Consider the following 21,436-nt stretch of genomic DNA (forward strand, 5'->3'; position numbering starts at 1 on the left):
CCCTCAGGCCGCGGCCTGCCGCACGGCGGCGGCAATGGCGTTGTAGGTACCGCAGCGGCAGAGATTGGTCATCGCGGCGGCGATGTCGTCTTCGGTCGGCTTCGGGGTGTTCTTGAGGAGGCCGGTGGCGGCCATGACCTGGCCCGACTGACAATAGCCGCATTGCGGAACCTCGCTGCCGATCCAGGCGGCCACGACCCTGGCTCCCACCGAATCCCGCTCGATCGCCTCGATGGTGGTGACGGCCTGGGTGCCGACGCTCTCCAGCGGGACCTGACAGGACCGCGTCGCCTGCCCGTCGAGCAGGATGGTACAGGCGCCGCATTGACCGATGCCGCAGCCATACTTGGTGCCGCTCAGGCCCAGCGTATCGCGCAGAACGAACAGGAGCGGAGTATCCGGTTCGGCATCGACAGCATATTGGCGGCTATTGACCGTCAGATCGACCATGACCGTCTCCTCGATACCCTTCGCAAAGCGCAGTATTATGAATAAGGACGATGTCGGCCATCGCAAATGCCATAAACGCAGCGTTTTCGGACATGCCTCCGTTCAGGCGGCGCGCCTGTCACGCAGGGCGCCGTGCCGGATCTCCTGCGGGGTCCGGCCGTAGATCCGCATGAAGGCGCGGCGCATCCGTTCCCTGTCGGTGAAGCCGGATTCGGCGGCGACGATGTCCAGGGAGTGCCGGCTCCGCAGCAGCAGGACGCGAGCGGCATCGGCGCGAAGACGTTCGATCACCTTGGCGGGTGACAGGCCGAACTCCGCCTGGACCGCCCGGCTGAACTGTCTGGGGGACAGGCGGGCGACATCGGCGAGGCGCGCCACGCTCAACGTCTCCCGTAGATTGGCGCGCACGAACTCGAAGGCCCGCTGGATGCGGTCGGATTTCGGCTGCAGGTCGAGCAGGGTCGAGGCCTGCTGCTGTCCGCCGAACCGCCGGCGTTCCAGCAGCATCCGGCGGGCCACATCCCGGGCCACCGTCGGCCCGAGATCGTCCTCCACGAGCGCCAGGGCCATATCGATCGAGGCGGTCATGCCGGCCGAGGTCCAGACCGATCCGTCCCTGACGTAGAGCTGGTCGGTCTCCACGCGCAGGTCGGGAAAGCGGGATCCGAGTTCGGCGTTGTCGCCCCAATGGGCGGTCACCTGACGGCCCGCGAGAAGGCCCGCTTCCGCCAGGACGAAGCTCCCCCTGCAGAAGGAGGCGACCCGCCGGGCCTGTCCCGCCGCCCGGCGCACGAATGCGAGGAGCGCGGGCGAGGCCGCGCTCGCGCCGGTGAAGGCGCTCACGATCAGGGTATCGAACGCCGCCTCGCCGGGCGGCTCGGTCATGACGGAGAAGCCCGCATTCGTCTGAACGAGACCGCCGGATTCCGAGATCAGGCGCAGGTCGTAGACGGGCTCGCCGGCCGCGTTGTTCGCCACCTGGAACACGGCCATGGCCGAGAGCGACATCAGCTTGAGATCGGGAATCGCCAGAACGCCGATCGTCAGCATGGCTTTCTCCCTGCACCCGAAGTCATGGAAGGATGCAGCGAGCTTAGCGCAGAACCGGGAAGTTCGAACTACTCGCCCGTCTCGTGCCTACGCGGCCCGATACCGCTCGGCCGCCACGGCGCTCGACAGATGCGGCAGCATGGTCTGGCGCGCCGTCTCCCAGGCCTCCCATTCGCCGAGATCCATCAGGGACGGGATGGTGGCGAACTCGCCCCGGTCGAGGCCGACCAGGGCGGCATCGACGAGGTCGGCGGCGGACATGACCCATCCCTCCGGCAGGTTGCTCGCGGGCAGGCCGGCAATGTCCCAGAACTCCGTGCCCGTCGCGCCGGGCAGCACGACCTGCACCGACACGCCGGTGCCGGCGAGTTCCTTGGCGAGCGAATGGCTGAACGCCAGGATGAACGACTTCGAGCCGCCATAGACGCCGTTGAGCACCTCCGGCCCGATGGCGACGATGGAGGCGATGTTGATGATCGTGCCCGTGCCGCGCGCCGTGAAGGACGGCACGGCGGCGTAGGTCAGCCGCGTCGGCGCGGTTACGTTGATCGCGATCATCCGTTCCATCTCGTCCACCGAAGCGGAGGCCAGCGGCGCGGCGCTGCCGAACCCGGCATTGTTGACGAGATGCGTGATGCGCGCGTCGGTCTTCAGGATGTCTTCGACCTCGGCGAGGCCCGTGCGGTCGGTCAGATCGGCCTCGACCGCGCGAACCGTGACGCCGTGGCGACGGGCGAGCGTGTCGGCGACCGCATCGAGCCTGTCCTTGGTGCGGGCCACCAGGATGAGATCGTGGCCGCGTTGGGCGAAGCGGTCGGCGTAGACGGCGCCGATGCCCGAGGAGGCCCCTGTGATGAGTACGGTTCCCTTTGCTGCGGTCATGGTCTTCGTCCTTTCGAGAAGCGTGGGCAGCCAGTGCCGATGTCACGACGCTAGCGCTGGACGGCGATGTCCGAAATGACGTAAAAGCGTCAAATCAGGACACCGCCAGGAGAGTGACCATGCGCCATGTCGGTTTCATCCTGGAGGACGGGTTCCAGGTCATGGGATTGGCCGCGTTGTCGGCCTTCGAATTCGCCAATATGGAACTCGGAGCGGAGGCCTACCGTCTCACGGTGATGTCCGAGCACGGGGCGACGATCCGGTCCTCGCTGGGAATCCGGATCGAGACCGTTCCGCTCACCCTCGCGCCGGACACCCTGATGGTCGTGGGGGAATTGGTGCCCCGTCCGCTCACGCCCGCCTTGCGCAGCTACATCGCCGAGGCCGGCCGGACCTCGCGCCGGGTGGCGGGCCTCTGCACGGGGGCCTTCGCCCTGGCCGAGGCCGGTCTGCTCGACGGCCGCACCGCCACCACCCATTGGGCCCATGCCCGCGACCTGCAGGAGCGGTTTCCCCTCATTCGCGTCGACGACGATCGCATCTTCGTCGCCGACGGACATATCTGGACGTCGGCGGGGATGAGCGCGGCCATCGACCTGACGCTGGCCCTGATCGAGGACGATCACGGGGTGGAGCTGTCGCGGAGGATCGCGCGCAAGCTCGTGGTCTATCACCGCCGGCCGGGCGGCCAGTCCCAGTTCTCGGCGCTCCTCGAACTGGAGCCCCGGTCGGACCGCGTCCGCCGCGCCCTGGTCTATGCCAGGGAGCACCTGCGCAATCCCCTCACCGTCGAGGAACTGGCCGATGCCGCGAGCGTGAGCCCGCGCCAGTTCAGCCGGATCTTCCGGGAGGAAACCGGACAATCCCCGGCGAAGGCGGTCGAGCGTCTCCGGCTGGAAGCCGCCCAGCTCATGCTCGAGGACGGCCGCCATTCGATGGATGTGGTCGCCCGCGACACCGGCTTTGCCGATCGCAACCGGATGCGGCGCGCCTTCCATCGCACGTTCGGCCAGGGGCCGCAGAGCCTGCGTCGCGGCTTGCGCCTGGTGGATCAGTCCGCCGCGTAACGTCCGCGGGGCCGCGTCTGCGAAACCGGCTTTGGAGAATCCGCCGCGGAAAGGGCTGCCTAACGCTGAGGCCCGCCGCCATCCTCGTCCTCACCGGCCCCCCCATTCGCGCGGCGCGGTGCGATCAGCTGATCGAAGATCACGCGCTTGCCCGTCTTCCTGTAGCGCACGCCCATCGCCCGGCGGCCGATGTTCCGGGCCTTGCCGGCCTCCACCAGGGCCATCAGCGTCTGCGGCACGGCCGCGGCCGCCGTCATCACCCAGGCCACATCGGCGCCGTCGGGCCGGTCGAGGGGCGGGGGCTTTCCCGTCCGGGCGAAGTCACGGGCCTCCGCGTGGCTGTAGAGATGCCATCCGAGATAGCCGACGACCCGCCTGTCGTCGAAGGCGAAGAGCGCATGGCCGCGGCGGATCTGGTCGTCCACGGTTTGGGTCAGGTCGCCGAACCGGAAACCGGAGAAGGGCGCGCGGCGGGCGAGGAAGTGGAGGGCGATCCCCAGCGTCGTATAGGAAGGGTCCAGGGCACGGATCGTCACAGCCATGAGTGTGCTCCTCGTCTTGCGCGCGCGAACGCGGCGCGGGTCATGCTCTTGCTCGCGGCGCGGGTCATGGGTCCGCCATCCCGGGCGAGTGGGCGCGGAGGAAAGCCGTCACCTCGCCCGGATCGGGCAAGCCGTCGAGGATGCCGGCTCGGGTCACCATGAGGGCGCCGCAGGCCGCCGCCATCCGGCAGCTCGCATCCCAGGGAATGCCCGCCACGAGCCCGGCCGCGAGGCCGGCGGTGAAGGCGTCGCCGGCGCCCATCGTGTCGATGGCGGCCACCGGGTAGGCCGGCTGATCGAGGATCGTCGAACCGCCGAGGACGATCCGCGCCCCGGCCGCGCCGAAGGTGATCGCCAACGCCTCGACGCCGCGCGCGTGCAACGCCCGCCCGAGCCCCTCCGCCGCCGCGCGCAAAGGACCGGTGCCGGCCTGTCCGGGGCACAGCAATCCGAGAAGGGCCTCCGCCTCGGTCTCGTTCACCACGAGGATTGAGGTGGAGGCCAGAATGGTGGCCAAGGTCTCGGACGCCGGCATCCGGAACGGCGAGGGGTTGAGCAGGGTCGGCACGCCGGCGCCGCGGGCGATCGCGAAGGCTTCGGCGATGGGGCCGTCGCCGATCTCGAACTGCGCGAGCACCATCGCGGCGGAGGCGATGCGCGTCGCCGCCGCGCGCACGGTCTCCCGCGACAGGAGCCGGTTGGCGCCGGGATGGACCGCGAGGCAGTTCTCGCCATCGGCCCCGACGAAGCCGACGCCGATGCCGGTGGAGCCGGGATGGACCCGTATCATCGAGGCCGGCAGGCCCATCCGCAAAAGCGCGGGCTCGGCCAGCCCCGCGAGATGGTCGGTGCCGACGGGGATCAGGCCGTCCACTGTCACGCCGAGGCGGCGGAGACCGGCGGCGACGTTGAATCCCTTGCCGCCCGGTTCCCAGGCGACGGCGGAGGCCAGCAGCGATTCGCCGGGACGGGGAAGCCGGTCGACCCGGAACGTGCCCGCCGCGACGAAACTGCCGAGCACAAAGGCGCTTCCCATGTGGCTAGTCCGCCGCGAGGTCATATAAGGGAGGGAGTGTGACGCGCCGCCCCGACGCCCTTCTTACGATGCCGCCGCATTGACCAGAACACCAAACGTTTTCGCGACCCTCCGCATCCAGAACGACACGGCTCTCCCGATGTATCGGCAACTGGAGCACCAGTTCCGGGCCATGATCACGGATGGTCTTCTTCCCCCCGGAGCGACCCTGCCCGCCGAGCGAAAGCTGGCCCTCGACCTCGGCATCAGCCGGAAGACCGTCCAGCAATCCTACGATGCCCTGCGCCAGCAGGGGCTGGTGAGCGCGCATGGCCGCAACGGTTACATCGTCGAGGACGGCTTCCGCCGCATCAAGCCCGGCATGGAGCGCCTCAAGGGCTTCACGCAGGAGATGCACGAATTGGGGCGCGTCCCCTCCTCCCGCATCCTCGAACGGACGGTGGGCGAGGATCGCTCCATCGCCTCGATCTTCGGTCTGTCGTCCACGGCCCGGTTCCTCCGGCTCGTGCGGGTACGCATGGGCGATGGCATCCCCCTGTCGGTGGAGAAGGCCTGGTACGATCTCGGCCTCGCCCCCGGCCTCGCCGATGCCGACCTGTCGGGCTCGATCTATGCCCGCCTCGCCGAGTGCGGCGTCCCCCTGGTGGATTGCGAGCAGACCATCGAGGCGGCCTCTCCCGAGCCGCAGGAATGCGCGATCTTCGGCTTCTCCGAACCGCTTCCCTGCCTGCTGATCAAGCGCCGCTCCTACGGCGCTGATGCCCGTCTGATCGAGTATGTCGAAGGGCTCTTCCGCGGTGACGCCTACGCCTACCGCCTGCGCCTGCGGGCATAGGGACCCGTCCCGGATCATCGGGGCCCTCTCGCGGACAAGATGATGCGCCGCCGACATCTCAACGCATCGCCACAGTTGCGCTGTCCATGAGGATGTCGTGGCGGCGGCGTTTCGACAACGGCCCGCCATTGCGGGAGCCGCACCAGCATTTCCCGATTTTGGTATCATAGAAGGATACCATTTGCTGGAACTTGCCATCGAATACTGTCGCGACCACTATTTTGGTTCTGTTTTGGTAGCATCCATTACTGCTGCATGGTAGCGCTTGAGTCGGTCGGACGAACCGATTCGAGGGCGATGCTTCCAGGGCATCGACGCAAAAGTCTTCCCTCCGCGAGCCGTTGGATCGGTTCGCGAGGCGGGCGACACACGGGGGAAATCGGGCGATGTGCATCCTGTGTAGCGATGGGCCGGGCTTCGTGTCCCGGCATTGGATGTCCGGACCGTCGGCGGGGAGCACCTCCTTCGCGGCGCTGGCGGTCTCCGCCCCTCCCCCCGGCGATCTCGCCAGGGTCATCGACCAGCTCACGACCTCGTGGACCGTCGCCGCCGGACAGCCGGCCGAGAACGACGCCCGGACCTGGGCGGGGACGCAGTTGACCTACGCGATCCCCTCGACTTCGCCGCCGAGCAGCAATGCCAGCGAAGCGACCGGGTTCAGGGCGATGACCACGCTGATGGTCGACCGGGCCCGCGAAGCCTTCGAGCTCTGGGACGACCTGATCGCGATCAACCTCGTCGAGACCACGTCCGCGACCAATCACGACATCAGCTTCGCCTATACCTCCGTCACCCGGGGAGGCGGAACCTATGCCTCGCCCACTCTGACCCAGGGCAATAACGGCGTCGATACGATCACCAAGCAGCGGATCTGGATGAATTCGAGCTGGACGAGCCACGATGCCGATGCCGACATGTTCTATGGCGGCTACGGGGTCGAAACCTACGTCCACGAGATCGGCCACACCCTCGGCCTCTCGCATCCCGGTAAGTACAATGCCGGGTCCGGCGGCGCGATCACGTATGACGGCAACGCCGAATACGCGCAGGACACGCGGAAATACACCGTCATGTCCTATTTCGATGCGGATGAAGACGGGTCGGGTGTCGATCATTTCGGCCGCCGCGACGACAATCGTGACGGGGTTCTGGACCGAACCTACGGCGCGACGCCGCTCCTCGACGACATCTCGGCGATCCAGGCCAAGTACGGGGCCGATCCGAATACGCGGGTGGGCAACACGACCTACGGGTTCAACTCCAATGCGGGCCGTGGCGCCTTCGATTTCACCCAGAACACCGACCCCGTCATCGCGATCTACGATGCCGGGGGATACGACACCCTGGACGTGTCGGGCTTCACGACGAACCAGTTGATCGATCTCGGCGCGGGCACATTCTCCGACATCGGCAGCATGACCGACAACGTCGCCATCGCCCGGAACACGGTGATCGAGGCGGCGGTCGGCGGATCGGGCCACGACACGATCTACGGCAATGCCAGCGGCAATTCCCTGACGGGGAACGGGGGCAACGACCGGATCTACGGCTTCGGCGGCAACGATACCCTCTCCGGGGGCGCCGGCAACGATGTCCTCGATGGCGGGGTCGGGTTCGACTATGCCAGCTATGCCGGTTCGACGGCGGCCGTCACGGTGGACCTGTCGGTCGGCAAGGTGCTCGGCGGCCATGCCCAAGGCGATACGATCACGGGGATCGAGGGCGTCTACGGATCGGCCTATGCCGATACCCTCAGCGGCGCATCCACGGCATCGACCCTGCTGGGCGGCGGCGGCAACGACCGGCTGCGGGGCCTGGGGGCGAACGACGCCCTCTTTGGCGAGGCCGGCGACGATACCCTGGTGGGGGGCGCCGGCGCGGATATCGTGTTCGGCGGCGACGGGTTCGACATCGCGGGGTTCGACGGCAGCGCCGGCGTCACGGTGAACCTGACCACCGGAAACCATGCCGGCGACGCCGCCGGGGACCTGTTCTCCTCGATCGAGCGCTATACCGGCAGCAACTTCGACGACATCTTCGTCGGCGCGGCAGCGGGCGACGATTTCCTTGGCCGCGGCGGCAATGACAGCCTCAGCGGAAACGGCGGCGCGGACAGGCTGGAGGGTGGTGCTGGCGCCGACCGGATCGACGGCGGCGACGGGATCGATACGGCGAGCTATGCGGGGTCGAGCGCCGGCGTCTACATCGACCTGTCCCTCGGCAAGGTGCTCTACGGCGATGCCAACAACGACACCCTCGTCAGCATCGAGAACCTGGAAGGCTCGGGCTACGACGACAATCTCGTCGGCGACGCCGCCGCCAATACGCTGAGTGGCCTCGCCGGAAACGACACCCTGTCCGGCGGCGGAGGGGCCGATTTCCTCGGGGGCGGCGACGGCAACGATATCCTGACGGGCGGCGCCGGGGCCGATTACATGACGGCCGGCGACGGTGTCGACTGGGCCTATTACAGCGACTCGAGTGCGGGTGTGACCGTGGACATCAGCGCCGGCAAGGTCGCCGGCATCGGCGGCAGTGCCGAGGGCGACGCCCTGGTGGATTTCGAAAACATCCTCGGCTCGGCCTTCGACGACAAGCTCTTCGGCAACGGCTTGGCCAACATCCTCAGCGGCGCCGCCGGGAACGACGCGCTCTACGGCTATGACGGCGACGATACCCTGCTCGGCGGCGCGGGCGCGGACAGGCTCGATGGCGGCGCCGGCTTCGACGTCCTGGATTACGGCGCCTCCGCCGCCGGCGTGTCGGTCAACCTCAGCACCGGAGCCGCGAGCGGCGGCGACGCGGCGGGGGATGTCCTCGTCGGCATCGAGCGGGTGGCGGGATCGCGCTTCGCCGATACCCTGGTCGGGACGCTCGGGGTCGATCTCCTCGACGGGCGGGCCGGGGCCGACAGCCTGCAGGGGCTCGGCGGCAACGATGTCTACTTGATCGACGACAGTGGCGATCTCGTCTTCGAGATCGCGGGGGGCGGTGCCGATACGGTGCTCGCCGCCGTGAGCTACGGGCTCGCCGCCGGCCAATCCATCGAGACCCTGCGGACGATCCTCGACACCGGCACCGTCGCCATCGACCTCACCGGCAACGCACTCGCCAACAAGCTCGTGGGCAATGACGGGGCCAACCTCCTCGATGGCGGGGCGGGCGCCGATACCCTCTATGGGCGGGCCGGCAACGACATCTTCGTCGTCTCGGCGGCGACCGACAAGGTGTTCGAGTCCGCCGGCGACGGCGTCGATACGGTGAGGGCCGCCGTCAGCTACGCACTGGCCGCCGGCCAGTCCATCGAGACCCTGCGGACGATCCTCGATACCGGCACCGTCGCCATCGACCTCACCGGCAACGACCTCGTCAACAAGCTGGTGGGCAATGACGGGGCCAACCTCCTCGACGGCGGCGCCGGGGCCGACAGCCTGTACGGGCGGGCCGGCAACGACACGTTCATCGTCTCGGCGGCGACCGACAGGGTCTTCGAGGCGCTCGACGACGGGATCGACACGGTGAGGGCGGCGGTCGATTACGTGCTCGCCGCCGGCCAATCCATCGAGACCTTGCGGACGATCCTCGACACCGCCAAAACCGCCATTGATCTCACCGGCAACGACCTCGTCAACAAGCTGGTGGGCAATGACGGGGCCAATGTCCTCGACGGCGGCGCCGGGGCCGACAGCCTGTACGGGCGGGACGGGGACGACACGTTCATCGTCTCGGCGGCGACCGACAAGGTGTTCGAGGCGCTCAACGACGGTGCCGACACGGTGAGGGCGGCGGTCGATTACGTGCTCGCCGCGGGCCAGTCCATCGAGACCTTGCGGACGGTGCGGGATGCCGGCACCACCGCGATCGACCTGACGGGCAACGAGTTCGCCAACAAGATCCTCGGAAACGACGGTCTCAATACCCTGTCCGGCGGCGATGGCGCCGATCTGCTCTACGGCAGAGGCGGCGCCGACACCTTCGTTTTCGACCGGCTCGGCGACAGCACCGTGTCCGCTGCCGGACGGGATACGCTCAAGGATTTCAGCACGTCCCAGGGGGATCGGATCGACCTTCACTTCATCGATGCGATCGCCGGCGGCGCGGTGAACCAGGCCTTCCGGTTCATCGAGGACGACGCGTTCACGATGAGGGCGGGTGAGCTTCGCTCCATCGTCTCGGGCGGAAATACCCTGGTAAGCGGTGATGTGAATGGCGATGCGAAGGCCGATTTCGCCATTCTCCTGACCGGCACCTTCACCCTCCAGACGGCGGATTTCATCCTTTGATGTCGGCCTGGCGAGCCGTCGAAGATGCACGATGCGTCAAGGTATTATTCCATGGAATCGGTGGATCGGAAGGATGCCGATGAGTGTTTCTCGCCCGTCGTGATGATTCGGAGGTCTGGCATGGCGAACCATTACTGCCTGGATCCTTTGGATCCCCATGGGGAATCGGAGGTGTTCGTGGTTTTCGAAGGCCGATATCCCAATATTCGCCTTCTGTCGGTCATCAACCAGAGTCGCGATGACATTCTCTCCGCTCTGGTGGAGGAGCAGCGGCGCGATCTGATCCGCGAGATCGGGGCCTTCTATCGCCCTCCGCTGACCGCCAGGACGGCGACGGCGTAGCGCCCCGGGCGCTGTCCCGACCCGATGCGTCGGTCGGCAACGGGCTCCCGTTCGCGCCGGAAGGGCCGAGCGTGGGGAAGCATTGGCGTGCCGATGCGAACCCGGTTAGTTTCCTCTCCTGGACCTCGCCGGGTGAGTGGAGACCGAATGCGCGTCATCGACCGTATCGTGGGCAGCAGGCTCGATCCCGAGATCGCACACCGCCTGCATCATCTCGATCACCACCACGCCGTCGACATCCTGGCCATCGACAGCGCCGACATCGCCCGGCGGCGGTTGCGGGCGACCACCGAGGGCGGCGAGGACATCGCCATCGCCCTGCCCCGCGAGGAAACCCTGTTCGACGGCGCCGTCCTGATCCTCGAGACGGACCGCGCCTTGGTGGTGCGGGTCGGGGCGGAGCGCTGGCTTCGGCTGGTGCCCGGGGACAAGGCCGCCGCCCTCGAACTCGGCTACCATGCGGGCAACCTGCATTGGCGCGTGCGCTTCGACGGTGACGACCTGCTCGTGGCCCTCGAAGGCCCGCCGGAGGATTATCTGGCGCGCCTCGGCGATCTGACGGAGTCCGGCCGCGTGGCGCATGGGCTCGACGGGCGGACGGACGCCGCCTGATGCTGCAGCGGCTCATCGCCCTCCAGCAGGCGGATTCGGCCTTCCCCAGCGGGAGCTTTGCCTTCTCGAACGGGATCGAGGGGCTGGCGGCGCTGCCGGACGGCCTCGGCGGGGCGGAACTCGGCCATGCGGTGGAGGTCATCCTGCGTCACCGCTGGGCCGGCAGCGACCGGGTCGCCCTGGTTCTGGCCCATCGCGCGCAAGGGGATCTCGCCCGCCTCGCCCGGATCGACGCCGCCGTGGAAGCGGCCTGCCTGCCCGAGCCCATGCGCACGGGCAGCCGACGCAACGGCGGGGCGCTGCTCGCCGCCCATAGCCGCATCGGGACGCCGGGGGCCGAAGGCTTGCGCTTGGCAGTCCGCGACGGCCCGCTTCTCGGGCATCTGGCGGTGATGCAGGGCGCGCTGTGGCGATCCCTCGGCCTCGACGAGACCACGGTCACCGAGATCGCGGGCTACCAATGTGCCGCCGCCCTCGTCACCGCCGCCGTGAGGCTCGGGCGCGTCGGCGCCATCGAGGCGCAGCGCATCCTCTGCGCCCTGATGCCGGTGCTGGCGGAGATCGCGGCCCGGCCTGTGCAAGGGGCCGAGGAGGACGAAACCGACAACGCCGACATCATGCTCGTCGCCTTCACACCGCTCATCGAGATCGCCACCATGCGTCACGCCCGTGCCGATCTGCGCCTGTTCGCGAATTGAAACCGTCGCCGGACGGTGAAACACGGTTCCGGGAACGGACGAGGCCGTAGGGACCACCAATGCTGCTGACACCGACCGAACTCGAACGGCTGACCATCTTCACGGCGGCGGAACTGGCGCGAAAGCGTCGCGCCCGCGGCCTCAAGCTCAACTACCCGGAGGCCGTCGCCATCATCTCCGACGAGATCCTGGAGGGCGCGCGCGACGGGCGCAGTGTCGCCGACCTGATCGGGTGGGGCTCGACCATCCTCACCACCGGGGACGTCATGCCCGGCATCGCCGCGATGCTGCCGATCCTGCAGGTCGAGGGTGTCTTCCCCGACGGGACCAAGCTCGTCACCGTGCACGAGCCGATCCGGCCCGCCGAGGGGGCGCCGGCCGATACGCTGGAGCCCGGCGCGATCCTGCCCGCCGAGGGTGAGATCGAGCTGTCCGCAGGTCGTCCGCGCACCACCATCGAGGTGGTCAATACCGGCGACCGGCCGGTGCAGATCGGGTCGCATTACCACTTCTTCGAGGTCAACCGCGCCCTCGATTTCGACCGCGAGGCGGCTTTGGGCCTGCGCCTCGACATCCCGGCCGGCACGGCGGTGCGGTTCGAGCCGGGCCAGCGCAAGACCGTCACTCTGGTGGGGTTCGGCGGCGAGCGCCGGCTCACCGGCCTCAACGACCTGACCCAGGGGACGATCGACACGCCGGCGGAGCGCGCCGCTGCCCTGGCCCGGGCTAAAGCCGGCGGCTTCAAGGGTGCATGAGGATATCATCATGGTGACGATCCCCCGCCGCGACTACGCCGCCCTCTACGGACCCACCACCGGAGACGGCGTGCGCCTCGCCGACACCTCCCTCGTCGCCGTCGTGGAGAAAGACTACGCCGTCTACGGCGACGAATGCCTGCATGGCGGCGGCAAGACCCTGCGCGACGGCATCGGCATGGCGCCGGGCATCACCTCGGCCGAGGGCGCCCTCGATTTCCTGCTCTGCAACGTCCTCGTCATCGATCCGGTGCTCGGCATCGTGAAGGGCGATCTCGGCATCCGCCACGGCAAGATCGTCGGCATCGGCAAGGCCGGCAACCCGGCGATCATGGACGGGGTCGATCCACGGCTCATCGTGTCCGCCGGCACCACGGTGCGCGATTGCGAGGGGCTGATCGCGACGCCGGGCGCCATCGACGTCCATGTCCATTTCGATTCCGCGGGCCTGCCCGACCACGCCATCGCGTCGGGCATCACCACGCTTCTCGGCGGCTCATTGGGGCCTATCACCGTGGGCATCGATTCCGGAGGCCCGTTCAACACGGGCAAGATGCTCCAGGCGGCCGAGCATTGGCCGGTGAATTTCGGGTTCCTCGGCCGTGGCAACACCCACAAGCCGGCGGCCCTGAAGGAGCAGCTGGAGACCGGCGTGCTCGGCCTGAAGATCCACGAGGATTGGGGGGCGATGCCCTCGGCCATCGATGCCTGCCTCGGCTTTGCCGACGAGCACGACTTCCAGGTCCAGCTCCACACCGACACGCTCAACGAATCCGGCTTCGTCGAGGACACGCTCGCCGCCATCGGCGGCCGGGTGATCCACATGTATCACACGGAAGGGGCGGGGGGCGGGCACGCGCCGGACATCATCCGCGTCGCCGGCCTGCCCCATTGCCTGCCCTCCTCGACGAACCCGACCAACCCCTACACGGTCAACACGTTCGACGAGCACCTCGACATGACGATGGTGTGCCACCACCTCAACCCGGCCTTGCCGGAGGACGTGGCCTTTGCCGAGAGCCGCATCCGCGCCCAGACCATCGCCGCCGAGGACGTGCTGCACGATATCGGCGCGATCTCGATGCTCGGCTCAGACAGCCAGGGCATGGGCCGCATCCACGAGGTGATCTGCCGGACCTGGCAGCTCGCCTCCAAGATGAAGGACCAGCGCGGCAGCCTGCCCGAGGACCGGGCCGGCTTCGGTGACAATGCCCGGATCAAGCGCTACATCGCCAAATACACCATCAACGCGGCACGCACCTTCGGCATCGCCGAGCACATCGGCTCCCTCGAAGAGGGCAAGATGGCCGATATCGTTCTCTGGCGCCCCGCCTTCTTCGGCATCAAGCCCGAACTCGTCATCAAGGGCGGCTTCATCGCCTGGGGCGCCATGGGCGATTCCGCCGCATCGCTGATGACCTGCGAACCGATGCTGCTGCGCCCGCAATGGGGCGCGTTCGGCCTCGCCAAGCAGGGGCTCTCGGCCTGTTTCGTCCATCCGCTGGCGATCGAGCGCGGCCTGCGCGACGAGCTCGGCCTGCGCAAGGCGCTGCTGCCGGCCCACGGCACCCGGACGCTCAGCAAGGCCGACATGCTCTGGAACGACGCCTGCCCCGATATCCGCGTCGACCCGCAGACCTTCGACGTCTTCGTCGACGGGGCCATCGCCACCTGCGAACCGGCCAAGGTCCTCCCCCTCGCCCAACGCTACATGCTGCGCTGATGTCCGACACCGCGATGATCCTCACCCCCTCCCCGGCCCGCGCCAGCGCCGCGCGGATCGGCATCGGCGGACCCGTCGGGTCGGGGAAGACGGCGCTGATCGAGCGTCTGATCCCGGTCCTGGCGGGGCGCGGCGTCGATCTCGCCATCGTCACCAACGACCTCGTCACCAAGGAGGACGCGGAGCGCCTGCGCCGGTCCGGGCTGATCGATCCGGCCCGGGTCTCGGCGGTGGAGGCCGGCGCCTGCCCGCATACCGTGATCCGCGAGGATCCGACCCTCAACATCGCCGCCGGCGACGCCCTGGAGGCGGCGTTTCCCGGCCTCGATCTCCTGATCTTCGAATCCGGCGGCGACAACCTCGCCTCCACCTTCTCCCTCGATCTGGTGGATTGGTGGATCTTCGTCATCGACGTGGCGGGGGGCGACGACATCCCCAGGAAGCGCGGCCCCGGCGTGCTGCGCTGCGACCTTCTCGTGGTGAACAAGACCGACCTCGCCCCCCATGTGGGGATCGACCTCCCCGCCATGCTCGCCGAGGCCACCGCCGTGCGCGGCGGCAAGGCGATGATCGCCACCAATGCCCGCGCGGGCGACGGGATCGACGCCGTGGCAGATGCGATCTGCCGCGCCGTGCTCTTCGCGCCTTGAGTGACGTGGAAGAGGAGGTCCGGGGCGCCCCGCCGGAGGGAGCGGGCCGCTCGCGGCATCGCCAAGCCCGCCTCGTTTTCGTGCGCGGCGGCGGGACCACGGTGCTGTCGCGGCAGGTCGTGCCCTATCCGTTCCACATCACCCGGCCGTTCCGGATGTATCCGGAGCGTCCCGACATCGCGACGCTGTATCTCCAATCCGCCTCCGGCGGGCTCTACCGGGCCGACCGCCTGGGCCTCGACATCACCGCGAAGGCCGGAAGCCGGGCTCATGTCACCACGCAATCGGCCACCGTCGTTCATGACACCGGCGCCTACGCCGCGCGCCAGGACACGCGTCTCGCCATCGCCAGTGACGCCAGCCTGGCGCTGCATCCCGATCCGATGATCCTGTTTCCCGGCGCCGCGCTCGATCTCGACACCCGCATCGTGGTCGGCCGTGATGCGCGCGCCATCGTCAGCGAAGGCTTCGCCAGTCACGATCCGAGCGGCATGGGCCGGCCGTTCTCCCGGATCGCCCTGTCGCTGCGGGTCGAGACCGAGGAGGGACGCATCCTCGTCAACGAGCGCTCGACGCTCGATGGCGCGAGGCTGAAAGGCCCCGCCTCCCCCCTCGGCGCCTACGCGGCCTATGGCTCGATGGCGATCCTCGGGGACGCCGATGGCCATCCCGATATCGCCGCGCTGCAGGGCGCCGCCGATGCGATGGGGTGCCTGTGCGGAGCGAGCCCGCTGCCAAACGCCGCCGGATTGGCCGTGCGGGTTCTCGCGCCCAGCGGCGGCGCCCTGTCGGCGGGGATGGATGCGGTCTTCGCGATCGCCTTCGCGGCGCTGTTCGGTGTCGCCCCCGCGCGCCGCCGCAAGTGAGGACGGACTTTGGGCCTGCCCAGCAATGAGGCAGCATGCAGCCAATTTGCCCTTTAAGAAACGAAGTTTCTTCCCGACAGTGTTCCTCGGTCGAGCTGGAGTGATCCTGCTCGAGGAGAACAACCGTGGATGGACAGGGGTGTGTCCTCCACCATGACGAGTGGGGAATGAAACGATGGCGTCGAAAGACGAAGACACCGCTTATCGTCAACTCCGTCGCCGGTTGCTGCTCGGCCTGGCCGCCGCACCCTTCCTCGCCGCCACGCGGAGCGCACCCGTCCTCGCGGCCGATGCCGTGAACACCACGGGCCTCGCCGTCACCGACAGCGAGGTGACCGTTGGCATCCTCCACTCCGTCACCGGCACCATGGCGATTTCCGAGACCGGCGCCACGCAGGCCGAGAAGCTCGCCTTCGAGCAGATCAACGCCGCCGGCGGCATCCTCGGCCGCAAGATCAAGGTGATCCAGGAGGACGGCGCCTCCGACTGGCCGACCTTCGCGGAAAAGGCCAAGAAGCTCCTCGTCAACGACCATTGCGCGGCGATCTTCGGCTGCTTCACCTCGGCCTCGCGCAAGGCGGCGCTGCCGGTGATCGAGCAGTATAACGGCCTCCTGTACTATCCGACCTTCTACGAGGGCCTGGAGCAGTCCAAGAACGTCATCTATACCGGGCAGGAGGCGACGCAGCAGATCCTTGCCAGCCTCGATTGGGTTAACAAGGAGAAGGGCGGCGACACGTTCTTCTTCATCGGCTCGGACTACATCTGGCCGCGCACCTCGAACAAGATCGCCCGCAAGCATATCGAGAGCGTGCTCAAGGGCAAGGTCGTCGGCGAAGAGTATTTCCCGTTCGGCCACACCCAGTTCAACTCGGTGATCAACAAGATCAAGCTCACCAAGCCGAAGGTGATTTTCGTCACCGTCGTCGGCGGCTCGAACGTGGCGTTCTACAAGCAGCTCAAGGCCTCCGGCATCGACCTGTCGAAACAGACCCTGCTCACCCTCTCCGTCACGGAGGACGAGGTCGAGGGCATCGGCGGCGACAACATCGCCGGAGCCTATTCCTGCATGAAGTACTTCCAGTCCATCGAGAACGACAACAACAAGGCCTTCGTCGCCGCCTTCCACAAGATGTGGGGCGAGAAGACGGTGATCGGCGACGTGACCCAGGCCGCCTATCTCGGGCCCTTCCTGTGGAAGATGGCCTGCGAGAAGGCCGGCTCGTTCGATGTGGACAAGGTCGTCGCCGCCTCGCCGGGCCTGGAATTCAAGGCCGCGCCGGAAGGCTACGTGCGCGTCGATCCCAACCACCACCTCTGGTCCAAGACCCGCGTCGGCAAGGCCAAGGCCGATGGCCAGTTCGAGATCGTCTATACGAGCCCGGAGCTGATCAAGCCGGACCCCTTCCCCAAAGGGTACCAGTAGGACACGTCACCTCAAGGCCGAAGCTCCTGCAGCGCGTTGCGGGGCCTCCCGAGATCCGCCCGCTCTGCGGCATTTCCGGAAGGCCCCGCCGCGCTCTTCGCTCAAGCGGGGATGCCGGCCGTTGCCACATTCTCCGGCGAGGGCTCGGTGAGGCCGGCCTGTCCCTGATCGCCGCGTTTAGGCGCTTCCGCCCGGACGCGGGTCTTCTTGGGATCGAAATGGGGAAACGCCACGATCGTGGCGGAAAGCCGCTTCTGATGGCCGTCGAGCTTGCCGATCTCCACGGACCGACCGAGGGCCGCCGCGGAGACGTCCAGGCGCGCCAGGGCGATGGTCTTGCCGAGGATCGGCGATTTCGTGGCGCTGGTGACGATCCCGACCTGGGTCCGGCCGTCATAGACGGGATCGCCGTGCCCGACGGGCTCGTTGCCGGTGACGTCGAGGCCGACCATCCGCTTGTGCGGGTTGTCCCGCCGCCGCGCCACGGCCTCCGATCCGATGGAGGCGTCGGGCTTGTCCTTGGGCACGGTGAAGCCGATGCCCGCCTCGAACGGGTCGGTCTGGTCGCAGAAATCGTATCCGGCGAAGACGAGGCCGGCCTCGATCCGCAGCATGTCGAGGGCGGCGAGCCCCATCGGCGTGAGGCCCTGCGGCGCGCCCGCCGTCATGATCGAGTCCCAGATCGCCGTCGCCTGGCTCGGGTGGCACCAGACCTCGTAGCCGAGTTCGCCGGTATAGCCGGTCCGCGACACCAGGATCGGCACGCCGTCGATGCGCCCGACCGTGAAGCGAAACCATTTCAGCTCGTCGACGGTCGGTTCCTGGGGCGGGCTGACCACGAGGCCGGACAGGATCTCCCGCGATCTCGGCCCCTGGACGGAGACGTTGTGGAGCTGGTCGGTGGAGCTCTTCACCCAGACCTTCAGCTTGTGGTCTTCGGCGAGCTTGCGCAGCCAGATACCGGAATACTCGTCGCCGCAGATCCAGCGGAAGTTGTTCTGGCCGAGACGGAACAGCGTGCCGTCGTCGATCATCCCGCCATGCGGGTTGCACATCGCGGTGTAGACGATCTGGTTGACGGCGAGCTTGCGCACGTTGCGCGTCACCGCGAGCTGCATCAGGTCCTCGGCATCGGGCCCGATCACCTCGAACTTGCGCAGCACCGAGAGGTCCATGATCGTGGCCCTCTCGCGGCAGGCCCAGTATTCCTCCAGCGGGCCGGCCGCGTTGAAGCAGGTCGGCACCCAGAACCCGCGATAATCCTCCATCTTCCGGGTCAGGGCGGCGGTACGCGGGTGAAACCCGGATTCGCGGGTGAGGCGCGGTTCGGCATCGGGGGTCATGCGGTGGCTCATACCCTTGGAGAAGGCGCTGTCGGACTCATAGACCCGGACGTGGATGTCAGTGGGGCACCAGCCATTGGCGGGATCGATGTCGTCGGCGCAGGACGAGGTGGCGCAGACGAGGTCGGTCAGCGCCCGCAGGAGAACGTAATCGCCGGGGCGTGACCAGGGCTCGTCCATGGTGATCCGATCGTCCGGCCCCGCGACGGTGTTGTAGAAGAAGTTGATCGCCGGCCAGCCTTTCTTGGGCTGGACTCCATGCGGGCTGAGCACCGCGTTGAAGTTGTCGGTGCAGTTCGAATGACCGGGATATCCCATATCCTCGTAATACTTGGCCGAGCAGGCGAGCATGAACGTGTCGTGGCGACCCACCGTATCCTGGACGATCTCCACCAGGGGGACCATGCGCGCGTCGAAATACTTCGACAGCAGGCCGGGTTTCGGCGCCGTCGATCCCATCAAAGTATGCGTGGTGGTGGCGTCGAGGCCGTATTCGTCACCCGCTTGAAGGGCGACGGCATCGAAGGCGAGGAAATCCGCGCATTGGCGCCCGTCCACGTCGATGATCTGGATGTACTGGCCGGCCTTGACGGAAAAAGCCTCGGCGGTGGCGGCCTTCACGCGCAGGTCGAGGAGCGGCGGAGCCAGCGGCGGCGGGGCCCTCCCCTCCAGGGATCTGGCGGGTTCGATCTCCACCCGCAGATCGGTCGGGGGATCCTGCGCGTCCGGCGCCATCGGGCCGCCGGGAATGACGAGAACGCAGACGGAGCTCGTCGCCGCCGTGGCGCGGAACGTCGATCCCGGCGGGGAGCTCGCGTGGAACAGCGCATGAGCTTCGAGATCCGACGGCGCGATGCCGCGCGCCGCGAGGGCGGCCTCCACCGAGCGGCCGCCGGCCCCGTCTCCTCCCGTCCGCAGGGTTTCCAAGAGGGGCGGCGCGCCCGGTGCCGCCTCTCCGAACGCGCCGGGGCCGGCATAGAGGAAGGCGGGCTGGCGCCCCTCCGGATCGACGATGCGCAAGCGATCCCCGGCCTCGACCTCGAAAAAGGCAGAAGCCCCTCCCCGTGCCGAGAACGAGAGCGTGCGCGGCGACGTCGTAGCCCACGCGCCCTCGGGCTGCATCCAGATCTGGTTCATTTGTCTATCCAGGGTGAACGGGTCGCAACGGATGCGGGCCGACGCGCCCCGCTTGGGGCCGTCATCGCCATCGGAGGCCGCTGCCCGGTGATGGAGCTATGATAATCAGACATCTCGCGGGATGCGCAGGTCCCCTCTCCTGGAAGGAGAGGGACAGGGTGAGGTGTGCGACTTCTCCGGAGAGTCCACACCCCTCACCCCAACCCTCTCCCACACGGGAGAGGGAGCCCGTCGCGCCTCATGCGAACCCTCTTCGATCGAGGGAACGGCTGTCGAGCAGAGGGGTGAATCCAGTAGGGCGATGGAGGCTGGGGAATGGCATGATCCCAAAACAGCGACGCGCTCATTCCGCCGCCTGGGGCAGGCCCATGAAGGCCTGGAGCGAGTCGTCCATGGCCTTCATCCAGGTGGTGTGGTGCGGGGGCGAGACCGTTCCGGTGATGGTCGAGCGGTAGGACCGGTCGCGGTAGGTGAGGATGCCCTCCATCTTGTGGTGCTCCCACTCCTTGAACAGGTCGGCGACCTTGTCGACGTCGAGGGGCGGATAGTCCGTCGCCGCCAGGAGTTCGCGGACGTATTCCGTCTGGAAGTCGATCGCCTCGAACGGGTTGGTGAGCGTGTCCTGATAGGCCAGCCATTTGGCGATGTCGGCTTCCTGCTCCTCCGGACCCGGCAAGGCGAGCTTGCCCATCATGTAGTCGCGGGCATACCAGGCCTGGGCGTCGAACATGTTGAAGGTATAATACTGGTCCTGCATTCCAATATAGATCAGCTTCGGGTTAGATTGCCAGAAGATACCCTTGTAGATCCCCGCCGGGTAGAGGCAGTTATGGGATTTCAGCCGCATGTCGTCCGGCAGGAACGGATAGGTGTGCTTGTAGCCCGTGCAGAAGATGATCGCGTCGACCTCGGTGTCGCTGCCGTCCTTGAAATAGGCCGTGTTGCCGACGAGCTTCTCCAGGAGCGGCCTCTCCTCGAAACCCGCCGGCCAGTCGAAGCCCATCGGCTTGGTGCGGTAGCTGAAGGTGATCGATGTGGCGCCGTACTTGATGCATTGCGTGCCGATATCCTCCGCCGAGTAGCTCGCACCGATCATCAGCAGGCGCTTGCCGGCAAATTCGTCGGCGACGCGGAAATCATGCGCATGCATCACGCGGCCGGGGAAGAATTCCAGCCCCTCGAAGCTCGGGACGTTGGGGACCGAGAAGTGGCCGTTGGCCACCACGACGTAATCGAAGTCCTCGACCTGATGCTCGTCCTTGATCAGGTCCTTCGCCGTCACGGTGAACCGGCCGGTCTCCTCGGAATAGCTCACCCAGCGGACGGGGGTGCAGAAACGGATGTACTTGCGCACGTCGCTGCGCGCGACCCGGCCGGCGATGTAATCATGCAGCACGGCGCGCGGCGGATAGGACGGAATTGGCCGGCCGAAATGCTCCTCGAAGGAGTAATCCGCGAATTCGAGGCACTCCTTCGGGCCGTTCGACCAGAGGTAGCGATACATGCTGCTGTGGACCGGCTCGCCGTTCTCGTCGAGGCCGGTGCGCCACGAGTAGTTCCACTGGCCGCCCCAATCGGATTGCTTCTCGAAACAGACGAGCTCGGGAATCTCCTCGCCCGCGCGCCGCGCCGCCTCGAAGGCGCGCAACTGGGCGAGGCCGCTCGGTCCCGCGCCGATGATCGCAACCCGCTTCTTCATGATCAGATTCCCGTTCTATGTCGCGTGAGCCGGGCGGACC

Annotated in this window: 18 protein-coding genes; 11 read left to right on the forward strand and 7 right to left on the reverse strand. The window is 67.5% G+C overall.

From position 1 onward, the window contains the following. Positions 1-3 precede the first annotated feature (3 nt). The 3 genes from FPV16_RS16570 to FPV16_RS16580 form a co-directional block, all read right to left on the reverse strand. Positions 4-450, reverse strand: coding sequence for a (2Fe-2S)-binding protein (locus FPV16_RS16570; protein ID WP_227439487.1), 447 nt, complete (start codon positions 448-450; stop codon positions 4-6). A 102-nt stretch (positions 451-552) separates the two neighbouring features. Beyond that, entirely contained in the window at positions 553-1,500 is a 948-nt protein-coding gene (locus tag FPV16_RS16575; protein WP_227439488.1) for a GlxA family transcriptional regulator, read from the reverse strand. A gap of 87 nt (positions 1,501-1,587) precedes the next feature. Further along, on the reverse strand, positions 1,588-2,382 hold the full coding sequence (locus FPV16_RS16580; protein WP_227439489.1) for an SDR family NAD(P)-dependent oxidoreductase: 795 nt from the start codon (positions 2,380-2,382) through the stop codon (positions 1,588-1,590). Between the two features lie 119 nt (positions 2,383-2,501). On the opposite strand from FPV16_RS16580, the gene FPV16_RS16585 reads away from it, so the two are divergent. Then, positions 2,502-3,449 (forward strand): GlxA family transcriptional regulator, encoded by a 948-nt coding sequence (locus tag FPV16_RS16585; RefSeq protein ID WP_227439490.1) that lies wholly within the window; start codon positions 2,502-2,504, stop codon positions 3,447-3,449. A 59-nt stretch (positions 3,450-3,508) separates the two neighbouring features. Here the strand turns inward: FPV16_RS16585 and FPV16_RS16590 are convergent, their stop codons facing one another. Together FPV16_RS16590 and FPV16_RS16595 are read right to left on the reverse strand one after the other, a co-directional pair. Then, complete coding sequence (locus FPV16_RS16590; protein ID WP_227439491.1) at positions 3,509-3,991, reverse strand: hypothetical protein; 483 nt, start codon at positions 3,989-3,991, stop codon at positions 3,509-3,511. A gap of 64 nt (positions 3,992-4,055) precedes the next feature. Next, positions 4,056-5,027: a PfkB family carbohydrate kinase gene (locus tag FPV16_RS16595; protein ID WP_227439492.1), complete on the reverse strand. Its 972-nt coding sequence runs from the start codon at positions 5,025-5,027 to the stop codon at positions 4,056-4,058. A gap of 139 nt (positions 5,028-5,166) precedes the next feature. On the opposite strand from FPV16_RS16595, the gene FPV16_RS16600 reads away from it, so the two are divergent. The 10 genes from FPV16_RS16600 to urtA all read left to right on the forward strand — a co-directional run bounded on the left by FPV16_RS16600 (position 5,167) and on the right by urtA (position 17,217). After that, entirely contained in the window at positions 5,167-5,862 is a 696-nt protein-coding gene (locus FPV16_RS16600) for a GntR family transcriptional regulator (protein WP_227439526.1), read from the forward strand. A gap of 386 nt (positions 5,863-6,248) precedes the next feature. Next, positions 6,249-10,145, forward strand: a complete 3,897-nt coding sequence (locus FPV16_RS26310) for a M10 family metallopeptidase C-terminal domain-containing protein (protein ID WP_319802247.1) — start codon at positions 6,249-6,251, stop codon at positions 10,143-10,145. 120 nt (positions 10,146-10,265) lie between these two features. After that, the gene (locus FPV16_RS16620) at positions 10,266-10,487 is read left to right on the forward strand and encodes a hypothetical protein (protein ID WP_027173195.1); all 222 of its coding nucleotides are present in this window, start codon (positions 10,266-10,268) and stop codon (positions 10,485-10,487) included. Between the two features lie 147 nt (positions 10,488-10,634). Further along, positions 10,635-11,099 carry an urease accessory protein UreE gene (gene ureE / locus FPV16_RS16625; protein ID WP_227439493.1) on the forward strand — a complete coding sequence of 155 codons (465 nt, stop codon included), beginning with the start codon at positions 10,635-10,637 and terminating at the stop codon, positions 11,097-11,099. Beyond that, entirely contained in the window at positions 11,099-11,797 is a 699-nt protein-coding gene (locus FPV16_RS16630) for an urease accessory protein UreF (RefSeq protein WP_227439494.1), read from the forward strand. Before ureE ends, FPV16_RS16630 begins: the two co-directional genes overlap by 1 nt. 59 nt (positions 11,798-11,856) lie before the next feature. Further along, entirely contained in the window at positions 11,857-12,552 is a 696-nt protein-coding gene (locus FPV16_RS16635) for an urease subunit beta (protein WP_227439495.1), read from the forward strand. Positions 12,553-12,562: 10 nt separating this feature from the next. Further along, complete coding sequence (gene ureC / locus FPV16_RS16640) at positions 12,563-14,275, forward strand: urease subunit alpha (protein ID WP_227439496.1); 1,713 nt, start codon at positions 12,563-12,565, stop codon at positions 14,273-14,275. Between the two features lie 14 nt (positions 14,276-14,289). Continuing rightward, the gene (gene ureG / locus FPV16_RS16645; protein ID WP_413629314.1) at positions 14,290-14,925 is read left to right on the forward strand and encodes an urease accessory protein UreG; all 636 of its coding nucleotides are present in this window, start codon (positions 14,290-14,292) and stop codon (positions 14,923-14,925) included. A 5-nt stretch (positions 14,926-14,930) separates the two neighbouring features. Further along, entirely contained in the window at positions 14,931-15,791 is an 861-nt protein-coding gene (locus FPV16_RS16650; protein ID WP_227439528.1) for an urease accessory protein UreD, read from the forward strand. A gap of 175 nt (positions 15,792-15,966) precedes the next feature. Further along, positions 15,967-17,217, forward strand: coding sequence for an urea ABC transporter substrate-binding protein (urtA, locus tag FPV16_RS16655; protein WP_227439498.1), 1,251 nt, complete (start codon positions 15,967-15,969; stop codon positions 17,215-17,217). Positions 17,218-17,318: 101 nt separating this feature from the next. Here urtA and FPV16_RS16660 read toward each other — a convergent pair whose 3' ends face one another. Further along, positions 17,319-19,697: a DUF1989 domain-containing protein gene (locus FPV16_RS16660; RefSeq protein ID WP_227439499.1), complete on the reverse strand. Its 2,379-nt coding sequence runs from the start codon at positions 19,695-19,697 to the stop codon at positions 17,319-17,321. A 343-nt stretch (positions 19,698-20,040) separates the two neighbouring features. After that, positions 20,041-21,396, reverse strand: a complete 1,356-nt coding sequence (locus tag FPV16_RS16665; RefSeq protein ID WP_227439500.1) for an NAD(P)-binding domain-containing protein — start codon at positions 21,394-21,396, stop codon at positions 20,041-20,043. Between the last annotated feature and the right edge of the window lie 40 nt (positions 21,397-21,436).

Origin of the sequence: Methylobacterium sp. W2 (assembly GCF_020662345.1) — a bacterium.
GTDB lineage: Bacteria > Pseudomonadota > Alphaproteobacteria > Rhizobiales > Beijerinckiaceae > Methylobacterium.